Source organism: Microcystis flos-aquae FACHB-1344 (genome assembly GCF_014698375.1).
GTDB lineage: Bacteria > Cyanobacteriota > Cyanobacteriia > Cyanobacteriales > Microcystaceae > Microcystis > Microcystis aeruginosa.
In genome coordinates this window covers 17,193-32,828 of record NZ_JACJSW010000188.1, presented here as the reverse complement: position 1 = coordinate 32,828, position 15,636 = coordinate 17,193, and the positions used below count along the sequence as shown (strand labels likewise).

Genomic DNA, 15,636 nt, shown 5'->3' with positions numbered 1-15,636 from the left:
TTTTTTTACACCCAAGAAAAAACCCCAGACTTTATACTATAGCATTGATCACCAGCGCCTAGATATAATCAAGGTTTCCTGATTTTTACTTTCTAGTTCATTACTGGGCATGAGCCTATTTTTTGAAAAAATCGTTATGATCGGCGTGAAAGTGCCAACACAGGGGAGAAAATTGCTATGATCACGATCGGCGAATATTTATGCCAGCGTCTCCATAATTTAGGGGTTAATCATATTTTCGGGGTGCCGGGGGATTATGTCCTCGATTTGATGGATGTTTTGGTGGAAAGTCCGATCGAATTAGTTTGTACCTGTAATGAGCTTAACGCGGGTTATGCCGCCGATGCCTACGCGCGAGTCAAAGGGATGGGCGCTGTCTGTGTCACCTACGGAGTCGGGGGATTTAGCCTGGTTAATGCTGTGGTCGGTGCTTACGCTGAAAGAGTTCCCCTGGTGGTAATTAGTGGGGCTTCCGATCGATCGATTCGCCGGGATAATTTATTATTACACCACACCACGGGCGATTATAATCTGCAATTGTCCATCATGGAAAAAGTCACGGTTGCCTCGGTTATTCTCACTAATTCCGCCCAAGCAGCCAGTCAAATCGATCAAACTTTAGCCGCTTGTTTGCATCACAAACGTCCCGTGTATATCGAAATTCCCCGGGATCTGGTCTATCGTCCCTGTATCCCCTCAGAAAATCCAATTTATTTAACCGATAATCTCACGGATGCCGCCGCTTTAGAAGAAGCCATTGAAGAAGCGGTTTTTTTATTAGAAAAAGCGGAAAAACCAATTATTTTAGCGGGGGTAGAATTCCATCGGTTTAAACTCCAAGATAAGTTGCTGAAACTTTTAGAAGTAACGGGTTATCCCTTAGCTACCACTATTTTAGGTAAGTCGTCAATTTCGGAAATGCAGCCGCAATTTATCGGCACTTATGTGGGGGCATTAAGTCGCGAATACGTTAGTCAACGGGTGGAAAATGCCGATTGTGTCCTCTGTTTAGGGGCGATCATGTCCGATATGAATTTAGGCGGATTTACGGCTAATTTAAATCCCAATAATTTGATTAATGCCAATTCCGAGAAGATAAAAATTAAACATCACTTCTATCAACCAGTATTACTAGGGGATTTTATCGATGGTTTAATTGATAAGCTAAGTCACAAAGAAGCGGCTACACTAGAGATTAAACCCGCAGCCGAATTGAAGGATTTAGAATTCATCCCCGTGGCAGAGCAAAAATTAACTAATGCTCGTTTTTATGAGCGAATGAATCATTTTATCGCTCAAGAATCTTTTGTTATTTCTGATACAGGGGACGCAATTATTGCCACAATTGATTTATTAATGCCCCAAAAAACCGACTTTATCGGTCAAGCATTTTATCTATCCATTGGTTATTCAATTCCCGCCTGTTTAGGAGTAGCTTTTGCCGCACCAAATACTCGTCCTATCGTCTTTGTGGGTGATGGTGCTTTTCAAATGACTGCCCAAGAACTTTCGACAATTATCCGTCACCATCTCAATCCAATTATCTTTTTAATTAATAACGATGGTTACACGATCGAGCGGGTAATTCAGGATAATATTTATAATGATCTACAACCGTGGAAATATCACCAATTACCAGCAGTATTTAACGGGGAAAGTTGGAGTTGTCAAGTCAGGACAGAAGGGGAATTAGAAAAGGCTTTATCAATTGCCCAGAGTAACATCGATCGCCTATCATTTATTGAAGTACATCTTGATCGTTTTGACTGTTCCCAAGGCTTAACTCGTTTAGGTCAAGCTTTACGTTCACCCCATGCTTAGACTGGTTATGCTATTAGGTTTTGACTGTGTGAAGCTGTCCTAAGACACCAGACTGAAACTCTTTTGGCTCCCAAGAGTCAACAATTAAGATACAATCGGTATCTTAATCAAAGTTTGCCGGTGACAACCGCAACTAAAAACCCTATGAATGCTTTTTGGAAACAAATCACCTTACTGAACTTTTCCCCCGCTTCTTGGTCAAAATATAGCTATCTGCATCGTTTCGTCGGCCTTTTTAGTCAATGGCGACAGGGTAGCCGGTTTGTGGAGTGGACAGAACTGATGGGTGCGCTGTTAATCTCTCTCCTTATCGCCACCGCGCCGTTTTTTTCCACCAGTCAAATCGGTTTTTTGCTGTTAGCAATAGCGGGTTATTGGCTACTCTTAACCCTTGTGGATGAAGGCAAAATCGGGGTGACACCCATACATCTTTTGGTACTTTTATATTGGGGAATTGCCACGGTTTCCACGGCTTTTTCTCCCGTTAAAACCGCAGCTTTGGAAGGATTAATTAAATTAACTGTCAATCTCATCTTTTTTGCCTTTACTGCCCGAATTATGCGCTCGCCACGCCTAACAAATTGGATTCTGACTACTTTAGTTTTAACCGCCTTAGCAGTCAGCATCTACGGCATTCGTCAGCAAATTTTTGGTGCGGAACAGTTAGCAACTTGGAACGATCCCACCTCAGAATTAGCGGGAGATACTAGGGTTTATAGTTATCTCGGTAATCCTAATTTATTAGCTAGTTATTTATTCCCTGGTATTGCTTTTAGCGGTGCAGCCTTGTTTGTGTGGCAGGGATGGCTACCGAAAATTTTAGCAGCTTTATTAACTTTAGCCAATGCCGCTTGTTTATTTTTTACCGAGAGTCGTGGCGGTTGGATTGGTTTGATGGTCTTAGGAATTGTCTTCTTATTGCTATTATTTTATTGGTTCAAAAATTATCTACCGTTATTTTGGCAAACCTGGCTTTTACCCTTAATTTTAGGGAGTTTAGCCGTGGTGATTTTAGGGGCGATTTTATTGGTGGAACCGCTGCGAATTCGGGTGATGAGTATTTTCGCTGGCCGGGGAGATAGTAGTAATAACTTTCGGATTAATGTTTGGGATGCAGTTATCCGCATGATTCAAACTTATCCGCTTTTGGGCATCGGACCGGGTAATGATGCTTTTAAGAAAATTTACCCCCTATTCATGAAACCAAAATACACGGCTTTAAGTGCCTATTCTGTGCTATTAGAAATCATGGTAGAAACGGGAATTATTGGTTTTACCTGTTTTCTCTGGTTATTAGTCACAACTATCGGCCAAGGCATCCATCAAATTAAACTTTTACGCGATAAAATGGACAGTCAAGGCTTTTGGTTAATCGGGGCAATTGCCGCTATGGCTGGAATTCTTGCCCACGGTTTTTTTGATACGGTTTGGTATCGTCCCCAAGTTAGTACCCTCTGGTGGTTAGTTTTGGGTTTAATTGCTAGTCGTTGTTATTCCCCCGCTAGGGGTTTTGATCGCGGCAATTCTCTCCTCTAGGGGGGCGAAATGGGGGAGCATTGAGGAGTTATTTCAAATTACGGATAGGACTGCTCTGAAGGGTATTTGAGGCGCGTGTGGGCGAGGGCGATTATTAAGAAAAATCACAAATCTTCCATCCTACCATCTCTCGGTGGCCAAAGCAAGAGATAATTAAATTAGATCGTTTCCCAGTTTGTTCTGCGCTTGGCGCGATTTCCCAACTGCAATAACGAGAGTAAATCCCTGTGGCCGTTATAGAGACGAGGGAGGAAAATAATGGATCGTTCTCTTAAGTGGGCCGTGGCGATTGTCATAACTCTAATCCTCGTGCTTTCCCCGGTCTTTTCCCAGGGCTGTGGGGCGACAGAGTGGAACCCGAAAGGAGGGAACGGTCAAGATACAATGCTAACCCTTACTCGCACTGACAACGGCAAATCCATCACCATGCAGGTCAATGACCTGCTGCTACTGTCCCTCGACGAGAATCCCACTACCGGCTTTCAGTGGGCGCTTGATGGCGGCGGGGGCGATTTAGTGGAGCTGCAGTCCTCTGAGTATGTACCTGCCGGGGAGTCGAAAGTCGGCGGGGGCGGTCAGAGAGTCCTGACCTTTAAAGCGCAACGGGCTGGGATAGGCCAACTAAAGCTTAAGCTCTGGCGAGAGTGGCAGGGAGAGCCGTCAATTGTCGAACGATTTACTGTCACGCTCCAAGTCCGAGAGTAAAGGCTTCTCAGATAGCCAAGGGCTAGTGAGTAACGACTTAGGAGGAAAAGAAAAATGACTGAAACATTTATAATTCCTGCAATGGGATGGTTGCCTGACTATCCCGATATCCGCGACCTGACACCAGAATCCGAGGTCGTCGCACCCCGACTAAGAGCGTTGGGGCAACTGCCGGTCAAGGCGATGCTCGCCCAAGTGGGAGCGGAGGCCCCGGTGGCAGCGCTGCCGGCCAGCGTGGACTTGAGGCCGTGGTGTTCCCCCATTGAGGATCAAAAAACTATCGGTTCTTGTACGGCCCACGCCGGGGTCGGACTGGTGGAGTATTTTGAGCGGCGAGCTTTTGGCAAACACCTCGATGCTTCCAGACTCTTTCTCTACAAAGTGACGCGCAACTTGTTGCACTGGACGGGGGATACGGGAGCCTTCTTGCGCTCAACAATGTACGCCCTCACCTTGTTTGGCGTACCACCAGAAGAATACTATCCCTACAATACTCCCGATTTTGACAAGGAGCCGCCGGCATTCTGCTACGCTTTTGCCCAGAGCTTCCAAGCGATCTCTTACTATCGCCTCGACCCCCCAGGAACGACACGGAGCAACCTATTAACTCAGATTAAAACCTACTTGGCGAATGGGCTGCCCTCAATGTTTGGCTTTACCGTTTACAGTTCCATCAGTCAGGCCAACACGACCGGCAAGATTCCTTACCCGACTCGGGGCGAGAAAGTTCTCGGCGGTCACGCGATTGATGCGGTCGGTTACGACGACAACCTCAAGATTAAGAATACTAACCCCGGTGGCATTGAAACCACCGGCGCCTTGCTCATCCGCAACTCCTGGGGGACTGGCTGGGGAAGCGCTGGCTACGGCTGGCTGCCCTACAAGTACGTCCTCGATGGTCTGGCAACTGATTGGTGGTCGCTAATCAAGAGTGAATGGATCGATACGGGACAGTTCGGATAGGAGACCGATTCGATAAGGTGTGAGGGGCGAGATAAAGGCTTCTGGTGAGTTTTTTCAGAATAGGGGGGACGCTGGGAAAACTCACCGTTTGTTGAATTTTTTAGGGGAAGCTTTGTGACATACCCATCGCTAAAAGCGAGGGCTTCCTGCTTCCTCCGTTTTGATTACTGTTCTGGCATGGAAAGATGGTCAAAAAAAGTAAAAACAGAAGCACGTTCAAAATATTTTTACTCCAGCCTTGAGTTAGCTAAGGCAATACTAGCAATTAATAGATCGGCTCTACCAATTTGGCCGAATTTAGAAATACCCTGTAACTTACCATTCATCGATAACTGAAATTTAAGCATAGATGCGATCCTCGATCGCCACCGATTGCAGAAGTCTTTCCACGATAGCTTTAGCTTGACGACCGTGACTAGGAATCAGACGATGGCAGAAGACGTAGGGAGTAATCAACTTAACATCATCGGGGATAGCATAATCGCGACCTTCGAGGAAAGCGTAAGCTTGAACTGCTTTTTGCAAAACCACACAACCCCGGGGACTGACTCCTAAACTAATATCTTCGTGATCACGGGTAGCGCGGACTAAATCGACGATATATTGCTGTAAAGCAGGAGCTACCTGGACCAGACTGACTAATCTTTGCAATTCTCCCACCTGTTCTAAGGAAATACAAGCTTCTAGGGATTTAACCGCCTCTTGAGAATGCTGTCTTTGTAACATTTTTAATTCTTCTGTGGCGCTGGGATAACCCAAACTCAGGCAAACGGCAAAACGGTCCATTTGCGCTTCTGGAAGCGGAAAAGTGCCTTGATATTCGATCGGATTTTGGGTGGCGATCACAAAGAAGGGTTGGGGGACCGGCCGCGCTTCTCCATCGACGGTAACTTGTTTTTCTTCCATGACTTCTAGAAGTGCCGATTGGGTGCGCGGGGTGGCCCGGTTGATTTCATCGGCCAACAGGACGTTAGCAAAAGCGGGGCCGGGGATAAATTCAAATTCGCGACTGTTGGGGTTCCAAATCGTGGTTCCCGTGATATCACTAGGCAGGAGGTCAGGGGTGCATTGTACCCGTTGGAAACGACCGTTAATTGAACGCGCTAAGGATTTGGCTAACAGGGTTTTGCCGACTCCGGGGACATCTTCGAGGAGAGCGTGGCCACCACTGAGTAAAGCCACCAGCACAATGCGAATCGATTCGGTTTGGCCGACGATGCTCTGGCTCAAATTTTCCATCAAAATATCAATAGCGTCTCTCATAGTACAAATGGGGGATTTTGTCAAGAAGATTAATGTTAAGTTTTTTTGATCTTAACGATTCTTTTCCTAATTTGCCCACACTAGCGAGGAAAGTTGACAGACAATGGCGAGAAATTTTCTGCTAGGGAGCTAATCAGGGTTAGGGTGACGAGCAGGGAGAAAATTAGTTAAGAATTGTTGCCAGTGGGCGAAATCAAGATTTTAAGTCGGTTCAGTACGGTAAAATCGAGAAGAATTTCTCTTAATCAGTGAAGATGAAAGCCAGTTCGCTCGTTTTTAGTCTTGTTTTAGGAATTGCGGCCAGTACATTAACCAATAGTTTACCCGAAAATTTGACTTTCAATTCTCGGAAAATATTGGCTCAAGATCAGGCTCCTTCCTGTCCCCTTCCTCCAGATCTTGCCATCACTTTTCGCAATAGTGAATGTCAGGCAGTTACCCTAGAAAAACCCCAGACTTTTTTCCGTTATTATAGTGACGAAAATTACAAAAAAGGTCGTTTTCTGACCACGGATCAATATACCACCAATGTGGAGGTGATCAGAAATTTAGCCCTCGATCAAAAGTGGAATCCTCCCAATCAAGCGACCAAAGTAATATCGGTGACTTTACCTGCGGGAACAACGGTTTATCAAGGAATTGTCGCCCCCCAGAATCCGGCTGATTGTTATCCCGGTGGTGGTCAGCAAACTTTTATTAAAGACTCGCGAGATGCCAATATACAATGGGGAGAGGGGCGAGCAATAACGGTTACATCTCTTTCCTGTCGCTAGAATATTATGGAAACGAACATGAGGGAATTAGTTCAATCAATTGACCAAGCTATTACCGTGGCCGAACAGATGCCGAAAACAGAAAGATCGACTCGGATTGAGGGTTTAATTTCTGTCCTGAAAACCATCAAAAGTCAGGCGTTAGCTGGTCAATTACCACCGTCTCAAGGCATTGTTACCCTAGGATTAGCGCGAGAAGTAGCTGATTGGATCGATTCCCTCGATTCTCCTTTATTGAAAGCCGTGGGTAAAGTGGAAAGAGAATACCAAAAATATTAGCAGTTGTCAGTTACAGAAGTTAGAATTAATCGAGAGTGATCGCAGTCTATCTCGATCTGATTTTTTAATCGATCGAGAGAATTAAATTTCTGTTCTGGTCGCAGGAATTGCACTAAATCCATCGTTAAAATGCGATCATATATATAGCCCGACCAATCCAATAAATGGATTTCCACACTGATAGTTTTTCCCTCGATCGTGGGACGATAACCGATATTCATAACTGCCGGTAAGCGAGAACCATCGAGATGCACCCAACCGCAATAAACCCCGAATCGCGGCAATAATTTATCGGGGGGAACCTGTAGATTAGCGGTATGAAAACCTAATGTTCTGCCCAGCTGTTGCCCGATGACCACGCGACCGGTTAAACTGTAGGGACGACCTAACATTTGTCCGGCTTGCTCAACGTTTCCTGCTGCCAAAGCTTGACGAATTAGGGAACTACTAATTCGACCCGTCCCACAGTTTTTCAAACCAACAATCTCGACTTTAATATTAAATTGAGAGGCGATCTGTAATAAATCTTCCGCTGTACCTTGACGACGATAACCGAAGCGGAAATCTTGACCAACACTGATCGATTTAGTCTGTAATTTTGCTACTAAAACCTGTTCGATAAAAGCCAAGGGTGTCAGGGAAGCTAATTGAGCAGAAAAAGGCAGTAAAACTAATTGTTTAACGCCTAAATTCTCTAAAACCTCTACTTTTTCCCCTAGAGGAGTTAATAACTGCCATTTTTCCCCCGTAAAAAATTCCCGCGGGTGGGGAGTAAAACTAACCACGGTGGGATAAGCGGGTTCATCCTGAAAAATTGGCTGTAGGACGGTTTGATGACCTAGGTGCAAACCATCAAAGTTACCTAGTGCGATCGCACAAGGGGCTAAAATGCGGGTATTAGGGGAATCTACAATCCACACGCTGGCTCTAAGAACAGATACAAGAGAATAATTCAAGCGATTAATCTTGAGTGTAGCCTTTTGATTCTATATCAATCGGGCGATCAAGCTAAAAAAACACCCCCAATCCCTTGGAGGCTTTTTCAGAAAAAATAACTGTATTAACCTTCTGCTAATTTCAGATCCCGCAGGGTGCTAATATCCACTTGAATCGATGGCCCCATGGAGGAAGAAACATAAACTGTACGCCAGTAACGACCTTTGGCTCCGGAAGGACGGTTTCTGTCCACCGTTTCCTGTAAAGCTTTCAAATTAACTAACAGATCCTCGGCACTAAAAGAAGCTTTGCCAAATTGAACGTGAACGATCCCGGTGCGATCGGCCCGGAATTCCAATTTACCCGCTTTAAACTCAGAGATTGCTCCCGTTAAATCCGTGGTTACGGTTCCCCCTTTCGGTGAAGGCATTAAACCCCGCGGACCGAGTTGACGACCTAATTTAGCCACTTTCGGCATCATATCGGGGGTGGCAATTAACACCTCGAAATCCATCATTCCCTTGGCGATTTCTTCGATTAATTCTTCTGAACCAACGATATCGGCCCCGGCGTTGTTCGCTTCCTGTACCTTTTCCCCGCGAGTAATGACCGCTACTCGCACCGTGCGTCCGGTTCCTTTGGGTAAACTTACCGTTGTCCGCAGTTGTTGGTCGGTATATTTAGGATCGATACCTAAACGAATATGAGCTTCGGCGGTTTCGTCGAATTTCGCCGTCGCTAATTCCTTTAATAATGTCAGTGCCTCTAATGGCTCGTAGGCTTTATTTTCTACCTTAGCCTGGGCATCTCGCAAACGTCGTGAAACTTTTTTTACCATCTGATTTGTTGCTCCTTGGGTAATAACGAAGCTTAACTTCTCCCCGAAATAAGATTTAGTCTGAGATCTTGACACCCATATTTCTGGCCGTTCCCGCCACAATATTCATGGCCGCTTCGATGTCGTTAGCGTTAAGATCGGGCATTTTAGTTTGGGCGATTTCCCGTAATTGGTCGCGGGTAATGGTGGCGACAAATTTCTTGTTGGGTTCGTTGGAACCTCTTTCCACACCGGCCGCTTTGCGGATGAGAACGGAAGCGGGGGGAGTTTTGAGGACAAAGGTAAAACTACGATCCTCAAAAACGGAGATTTCCACAGGGATGATCATCCCAGCCTGATCGGCGGTTTTAGCGTTGTAATCTTTACAAAACGCCATAATATTCACCCCGTGTTGACCTAAAGCAGGACCCACGGGAGGAGCAGGGTTAGCCTTACCAGCAGGTAAAGCTAGTTTAATAATTGCGACGACTTTTTTAGCCATGATTTAGTTTTGTTTTTCGACTTGATTAAATTCCAATTCGACCGGGGTATCCCGACCAAAAATGGAGAGCAGGGCCTTGAGTTTGCCGCGCTCGGGACTAACTTCGATCACTTCCCCTTCAAAGTCCTTAAATGGACCGGATAGGACTAAGATTTGATCGCCAACTTCCATATTGATTTTGACGACCGGTTCTTGAATCTGAGCTTGTTTGAAGATGCGATCAACTTCTGACATACTCAAGGGTAGCGGGGTGACGTGACCGCGGCCGCGTCCGTAGTGGCGCTTTTGTTCGGCCCCGACAAAGTTGATCACGTGGGGGGTGTTTTTTACCACCTGCCAAGCGTCATCATCCATGATCATTTTGATCAGGACATAACCGGGGAAGACTTTTTCCTCACCATGTTGCCGTGAACCATCCTTGCGGACTTTGACGGTGGCCGCTTGGGGAATCTGGACTTGCAGAATGCGATCGGCCACATCGAGGGTGTGGATGCGCTGTTCCAAATTAGCTTTGACCCGTTTCTCACAACCAGAAGCCACCTGCACGGCATACCAACGGGGTTTTTTCGGTAGGTTGCTGAGATTGACTTCTTCGGGAAACTGTTCTTCTTCTAGACTCATGGGAACACCTTCCCCGCACCCCAGGCAAAGAATTTATCAATCAGATAGATGAGAGTGGCTACCAAAGTCACCATTAACATCACGGCCGCTGATTCACTCAAAAGTTGCTGACGGGAAGGCCAGACGACTTTGGCGAGTTCTTCTTTGCTTTCATTGACGAATTCCTTGACCTGAAAGGAGCTTCCCTCTTTCTTGTCGCTCGTGTCTTTTTCTAGGGTTTCTTTTTTGGCCACGATCGCTACTCCTTAAAATGATACTCAAGCTATCCTTAACTTATCATTTTCACCGGACAACCCACACTAACCCCCAGACATTTAGATCATGTCCTTTGCAGTTATCGGCTTGGTGATTACCAAACGCGCCCTGGAGGACTTGAACCCCCGACATCAGGTTTTGGAGACCTGCGTTCTACCAACTGAACTAAGAGCGCCCATTCGCTAAACTATTTGGCTTTTTTAAGGCCTTTATTTATTATAGCGTAGTTGTTGGCGATTGAGCAACTTTCTTGGTTAGGCTGTCGCCGGAAAATTTTTAGAGAGGGCGATCGAAACGTTCTTGTACCCTGGTGGCTTTGCCAACCCGATCGCGCAGATAGTAGAGTTTCGCCCGACGTACTTTACCACGACGGATGATCTTGATACTGGCAACCCGCGGCGAGTGGAGCAGGAAGACTCTTTCTACTCCCACACCCTGGAAGACTTTGCGTACTGTAATCGTTTCGTTGATACCGCCATGGCGTTTGGCGATGACAATGCCCTCGTAGGGCTGAATCCGCTCTTTATCTCCTTCAACGATTCGCACCCCTACCCGGATCGTGTCACCGACATGGATAATGGGCAGATCGCTCTTGAGATACTCGGCTTCGATTGATTTGATAATCTCTTCCGTTTTCATCGGCTTTCGTAAAACTGACAGTTTTCCATCATACCATATTTTTTGAGTAAAAAGCAATAGCTATTAGCTTTCCTAACACTGAGCGTTGCTGACTTGCCGATGCTGTCACCAGATGTTAGGCTGATTGTCCCGGATTACGGTCATTATCAACCGGGAAGGCTCTTGCCCTTAACTGCCACTCTAGAGACGGTAATAAGCACATCTCTAGAGAATTTCTCTAATCCCTAATTAACTTCTCGAACCGCGATAAATGCGATCAGCTTGGGAGGGGTCTAAATAATTATAGCCCGGTTTTTGGGTTGAGGAGCCATTCTTTTTCGCCACAGTATTAACCGCAGGAGTCGCTTTTTTTACGTCCGCATTAGTCCGGATATAATCCTCAGAAATCTTGAAGGGATGACTATTGGGAAGATGACGACTAGAGGGTAAATTGTCTGCTGCTTCGGGATGGGTAATTTTACTATGGGGAGCGACAAAATCGTGTAGGATGGGATCATAGGCTAAAATTTCGCCGGTTTCAATCCGAAAAATCCAACCGTGTAGGGACAATTTACCCTGATGTAATCGGGAACGAATAATTGGATAGCTTTGCAAATTACTTAACTGGTTGAGAACATTTTCTGCTACTGTCACCTCGATCAGTTCTTCTCCTTCTAGTTCTTTGTAATTATCCTTAACTAAACGTCGAGTAGCTTCTGCTTGCTTTAACCAATCGTAAACTAAAGGCATTTCATCGGCCAGACTTTGCAATTTTAACAAACCTTTCATCGCTCCACAATGGGAGTGACCGCAGATAATCACTTGCTCGATGCCGAGAGCGTTGATAGCATATTCTATAGATGCACCTTCACCACCATTGGTTGCTCCGTAGGGAGGAATTATATTCCCCGCATTACGAATTACGAATAATTCCCCCACCTCCGCTTGGGTAATTAGGTTAGGATCGATCCTGGAATCGGAACAGGTGATAAACAGGATTCTCGGTTTTTGTCCGTGGGAGAGTTGCTCAAATAATTGCCGATGTTCATCAAAATAACCACTCTGGAACCTTTCTAGTCCCTGTAGGAGTTTCTTCATAATAATTCTTCTAGTTTAGTTTGATCGCTATTGAGTCGATCCTTTCAGCATTATCGGGCATGAGATAACAGCAATGCAACTGGCCAGATTAGCGATCGCTATCGACGGCGAGATCGGTTATATTTTGTTAAGATAAGATACAGACTGTATCTAAGCAAATTTTATTTTATGGAAACTGCAACAATTTTGGGTATTTCGATCGCTGCCGCTTTGGTGGGGATTACCGTTTTAGCTCTTTATACCGCTTTTGGACCGCCAGCTGCCGAATTAAGCGATCCTTTTGAAGATCACGAAGATTAATTCTTTAATAACCATGTGGCTATCTGCCAAGGAGAAAGTTGCTCAACAGGATCGATCGCTCTTTCTAAACCGTCGATCGATTCTTTTATTGTTAATTGTAATTGATTTTGCCAATCAATAACAGCGTTTTCTCCCTGACATTCATAAACGCGCATTACCCAACCCCGAAAGGATGTTTCACTTTGTTTTAAACTCATTAAAATTAAGTTATCGGCCGAGAATTTTAACCATTGTGCCACGGGTGGCAACTGGTTTGATTGAGAAGAATTAGTAATAAAAACAACGGTGACAGGTAAGTTTAACTGCCAAGCGTGATGGACAGTTTTCGCCGTTTTCCAGTTACCTTGATGGGGATATATTGCATAGGTAAATTCTTGTTTCCCCAGATCCGCCTCGGGATCGGGCCATCGGGGACTTCTCAACAGAGTTAATCGCAGTTGCCGGTTAGTAGCATCATAGCCATATTTATTATTATTTAAAAGACTCACCCCGTAGTTTGCCTCTGTATCGGTTAAATCCGCCCATTTATGACCGTAAACTTCCCATTTTGGTGATTCTGGTTCGTGGGAACGCTCGATCGCACCACAGGCAATTTCATAGGTGGTAAAATCGCTGTTTAGGGTGAGAGGAAAAGCGGTTTTTACTAAAGTATGTTCTTGCTGCCAATTAACAATAGTTTTAATCTGGAGAATAGGAGAATCTTTTTCTAAGATATAATCTTGACAAAATTCCGAATCAGCTAAACTTCTGATCACGCGAATCTGCCAGCGCAAGGCACCACATTCTAAGCATTCGATCGATTTTAATACTGTTTTAGGTAAGGGATATTGTTGATAATTCGGATCGATATTCCAAGCGTCCCAATATTGTCCTTGATCTTTAAATCCCTGTAATTGGTTCCCCGCAGCTTGCAGGATTTCTTTTTGATTAATTATATCAAATATACTATCTATATCCCCCGTTTCCGAGTTAATAGTAACTTTAAGCAAGCCATTATCTAAAATAAATTGGCAGTTAGTTAAATTTTTCTCGGTTGCTTGCTGATTGGGAACTAACCAAAATAACTTATAACCCACAGCAGGAATATTTTCAGCGATAAATAACAGTTGATTGTCGTGGGATAATTGCGAAGGACAGAGACAATTATTTAAGTCATAAACCGAGCAATTTACAGATTCTACAGCTAAAGAGATAACCTGGGATCTTTCCCAGTTAAGAGAATTAAAAACTAGAAAAGGTTTTGCTTGAGGATGGGGGGGATTAGGTAAATTAATTTGAGTGGCAATTGCTTGTAAAGCTTGATCTAAAATTGCTTCACCTGTGGTGATAACTTGCTGCCATAACTGATTGGCATCCCTAAAGACTTCGGGTATAGAAGTACCGGGCAGTATATCATGAAACTGATTTAATAAAACCTTTTTCCATGCCGATTCTATCTCAACTTTCGGATAGGGAATCTCTAGTAAGATATTAGCCAGAGAAGACCATAATTCTCCTTGATACAAGAGGATTTCACAGTAACGATTATAGGCCTTTTGGTCAGCGTGGGTAGTATAACAACCGCGATGGAATTCTAGATATAATTCATCATCCCAGATAGGGAGATTACTTGTCTCCAGACTGTTCAGATAAGTTGTTGCTTGGCTAAATTTTAACTGGGGAAAAAAAGGAGATTTTTGCCAACGTTGGGCCACCTCTAACATATCACGAGTCGGACCGCCGCCATGGTCGCCAACACCTGGCAGCCAAAAAATATCTTTTAAGCCGGTTTGCCGTTCCCAATTGAGAGCATGATCGGTCATAATAATTGGGTTAGTATCCATAACTCCGGCAACATTAGGAGGAGACATTAGGGAAAGAATTTTACTGCCATCGGGAGATTGCCACCAGAAAAAACCGTGGGGAAATTTAGTCGTATCATTCCAATGTAGTTTCCCGGTTACAAAATATTTGATGCCAAAGGATTGAAGAATTTGCGGCAATTGGTAGGGAAACCCAAAGGTATCCGGCAGCCAAGCAGTTTCAGTGATTTGTCCAAATTTTTCTTGAAAATATTTTTGTCCATAAAGTAGTTGTCGAAATAGGGATTCTCCGGAGATCAAATTGACTTCTGGTTCTACCCACATCGCGCCCAAAAGTTCCCAAGATTGCCCTTTATATGCCTCTAGAATTGCTTGAAACAGGTCAGGATGATGTTTTTCTATCCAGTCGTAAATTAGGGGGCTAGAATGACCAAATATGAGGGCAGAAAAATCTTTTTGCAGGTTTAAAACCGAGAGAAAAGTGTTTTTTGCCACTTGCCAAGTTTCTGCCAACGGCCACAACCAAGCCAGATCCAAATGTGCGTGGCCGAGAAGATGAAAACTGCGTTCTTTGAGAGGTTTAGCGAGGGTTTGCAGGGATTGACGAATTGATTCTAGGGAGCGATTAAATTTATCTTTGTTGGTGACATTATCCCAGTCAATATTATCGAGAGTAGCGGTAAAAGCCGCTAATTTTTCAGGATAAAAAGTTTGCAGATAATTATGGAGAATGGTTAATTCATCAGCGACAAAACTAGGATCGATCGCTTGGCTATATTCATAGATTAACTGCGATTTCATCAAACCACCAATATCATGATTGGGACTGACTAAACGCAGAGTAACAAGGATTTCTTGACCAGTAGAGACCGAGTTAGAAAGTAAAATGCGGGTGGAAGAATCAAAGAGGTCTCCTGCTTGGATAAATTGATTATTAACATAAATTTTGACATCTTCCGCCCACCAAGTTAAGATTAATCTCAGTTCCATTCCCTCTAAAGGATAACCGGCTAAATGTTCGGGGACAATAATTTTTTGAGTTAGATATTGAATTTGTCTGCCGGCAGGCCAAATAATGTATTGTTTTTCATTGAGGGTGACGGGTTGAATTGGTTTTCCCGCTGCTGTAGCGATAAACCAATTTTTCTGAACATCTCTGCGGGTGAGGTGAGACAGTTTAGCGATGTTGTCCAGGGGAGACATGAGCCAACAAATAAGGTAATTTTGACTATTTTAAGCGATCGAGGACTAATTGCCCTAGGGGAGAACTTCTGTTAACGCAATACTGCTGAAGACTTACTCAATCTCATCCGCCAACGGTTTATCGAGAATGAGCAGGGAAGAGAA

16 protein-coding genes and 1 tRNA gene are annotated in these 15,636 nt (G+C 44.5%); 7 read left to right on the top strand and 10 right to left on the bottom strand.

Annotation, left to right across the window (positions count from 1 at the left end; all coding sequences use genetic code 11):
• Positions 1–177 precede the first annotated feature (177 nt).
• The 4 genes from H6G48_RS18975 (at position 178) to H6G48_RS18960 (ending at position 5,025) form a co-directional block, all read left to right on the top strand.
• Positions 178–1,821: an alpha-keto acid decarboxylase family protein gene (locus H6G48_RS18975; RefSeq protein ID WP_190722841.1), complete on the top strand. Its 1,644-nt coding sequence runs from the start codon at positions 178–180 to the stop codon at positions 1,819–1,821.
• Positions 1,822–1,965: 144 nt separating this feature from the next.
• On the top strand, positions 1,966–3,357 hold the full coding sequence (locus H6G48_RS18970; RefSeq protein WP_190722840.1) for an IctB family putative bicarbonate transporter: 1,392 nt from the start codon (positions 1,966–1,968) through the stop codon (positions 3,355–3,357).
• Between the two features lie 258 nt (positions 3,358–3,615).
• On the top strand, positions 3,616–4,062 hold the full coding sequence (locus H6G48_RS18965; RefSeq protein ID WP_061431877.1) for a protease inhibitor I42 family protein: 447 nt from the start codon (positions 3,616–3,618) through the stop codon (positions 4,060–4,062).
• 54 nt (positions 4,063–4,116) lie between these two features.
• A complete protein-coding gene (locus H6G48_RS18960; protein ID WP_190722839.1) occupies positions 4,117–5,025 on the top strand; it encodes a C1 family peptidase in 909 nt (302 codons plus the stop codon).
• Positions 5,026–5,364: 339 nt separating this feature from the next.
• On the opposite strand, the gene H6G48_RS18950 is transcribed toward H6G48_RS18960, so the two are convergent.
• Positions 5,365–6,288: an AAA family ATPase gene (locus H6G48_RS18950; RefSeq protein ID WP_190722838.1), complete on the bottom strand. Its 924-nt coding sequence runs from the start codon at positions 6,286–6,288 to the stop codon at positions 5,365–5,367.
• A gap of 254 nt (positions 6,289–6,542) precedes the next feature.
• Between H6G48_RS18950 and H6G48_RS18945 the strand changes: the two genes are divergently transcribed.
• Both H6G48_RS18945 and H6G48_RS18940 read left to right on the top strand, forming a co-directional pair.
• Entirely contained in the window at positions 6,543–7,061 is a 519-nt protein-coding gene (locus H6G48_RS18945) for a hypothetical protein (RefSeq protein ID WP_190722837.1), read from the top strand.
• A gap of 6 nt (positions 7,062–7,067) precedes the next feature.
• The gene (locus H6G48_RS18940; RefSeq protein WP_190722836.1) at positions 7,068–7,340 is read left to right on the top strand and encodes a hypothetical protein; all 273 of its coding nucleotides are present in this window, start codon (positions 7,068–7,070) and stop codon (positions 7,338–7,340) included.
• Here H6G48_RS18940 and H6G48_RS18935 read toward each other — a convergent pair.
• The 8 genes from H6G48_RS18935 to H6G48_RS18900 all read right to left on the bottom strand — a co-directional run bounded on the left by H6G48_RS18935 (position 7,337) and on the right by H6G48_RS18900 (position 12,187).
• Positions 7,337–8,260: a bifunctional riboflavin kinase/FAD synthetase gene (locus tag H6G48_RS18935; RefSeq protein ID WP_190722835.1), complete on the bottom strand. Its 924-nt coding sequence runs from the start codon at positions 8,258–8,260 to the stop codon at positions 7,337–7,339. The genes H6G48_RS18940 and H6G48_RS18935 overlap by 4 nt on opposite strands.
• Positions 8,261–8,400: 140 nt before the next feature.
• Positions 8,401–9,114, bottom strand: coding sequence for a 50S ribosomal protein L1 (gene rplA / locus H6G48_RS18930; RefSeq protein WP_002765993.1), 714 nt, complete (start codon positions 9,112–9,114; stop codon positions 8,401–8,403).
• Positions 9,115–9,169: 55 nt separating this feature from the next.
• Positions 9,170–9,595 carry a 50S ribosomal protein L11 gene (rplK, locus tag H6G48_RS18925; RefSeq protein WP_002735897.1) on the bottom strand — a complete coding sequence of 142 codons (426 nt, stop codon included), beginning with the start codon at positions 9,593–9,595 and terminating at the stop codon, positions 9,170–9,172.
• Between the two features lie 3 nt (positions 9,596–9,598).
• Complete coding sequence (nusG, locus tag H6G48_RS18920) at positions 9,599–10,216, bottom strand: transcription termination/antitermination protein NusG (RefSeq protein WP_147070770.1); 618 nt, start codon at positions 10,214–10,216, stop codon at positions 9,599–9,601.
• Positions 10,213–10,449: a preprotein translocase subunit SecE gene (secE, locus tag H6G48_RS18915; RefSeq protein ID WP_002761141.1), complete on the bottom strand. Its 237-nt coding sequence runs from the start codon at positions 10,447–10,449 to the stop codon at positions 10,213–10,215. Before secE ends, nusG begins: the two co-directional genes overlap by 4 nt.
• A 124-nt stretch (positions 10,450–10,573) precedes the next feature.
• Positions 10,574–10,646 (bottom strand) — tRNA-Trp (locus tag H6G48_RS18910).
• 101 nt (positions 10,647–10,747) lie between these two features.
• On the bottom strand, positions 10,748–11,110 hold the full coding sequence (rplS, locus tag H6G48_RS18905) for a 50S ribosomal protein L19 (protein ID WP_002738040.1): 363 nt from the start codon (positions 11,108–11,110) through the stop codon (positions 10,748–10,750).
• Between the two features lie 228 nt (positions 11,111–11,338).
• Positions 11,339–12,187, bottom strand: coding sequence for a carbonic anhydrase (locus H6G48_RS18900; RefSeq protein ID WP_190722834.1), 849 nt, complete (start codon positions 12,185–12,187; stop codon positions 11,339–11,341).
• Positions 12,188–12,355: 168 nt separating this feature from the next.
• Between H6G48_RS18900 and psbN the strand changes: the two genes are divergently transcribed.
• Positions 12,356–12,487 carry a photosystem II reaction center protein PsbN gene (gene psbN, locus H6G48_RS18895; RefSeq protein ID WP_012266479.1) on the top strand — a complete coding sequence of 44 codons (132 nt, stop codon included), beginning with the start codon at positions 12,356–12,358 and terminating at the stop codon, positions 12,485–12,487.
• Here psbN and H6G48_RS18890 read toward each other — a convergent pair.
• The gene (locus tag H6G48_RS18890; protein ID WP_190722833.1) at positions 12,484–15,492 is read right to left on the bottom strand and encodes an alpha-mannosidase; all 3,009 of its coding nucleotides are present in this window, start codon (positions 15,490–15,492) and stop codon (positions 12,484–12,486) included. The two genes, psbN and H6G48_RS18890, sit on opposite strands and share 4 nt — an antisense overlap.
• Positions 15,493–15,636 lie beyond the last annotated feature (144 nt).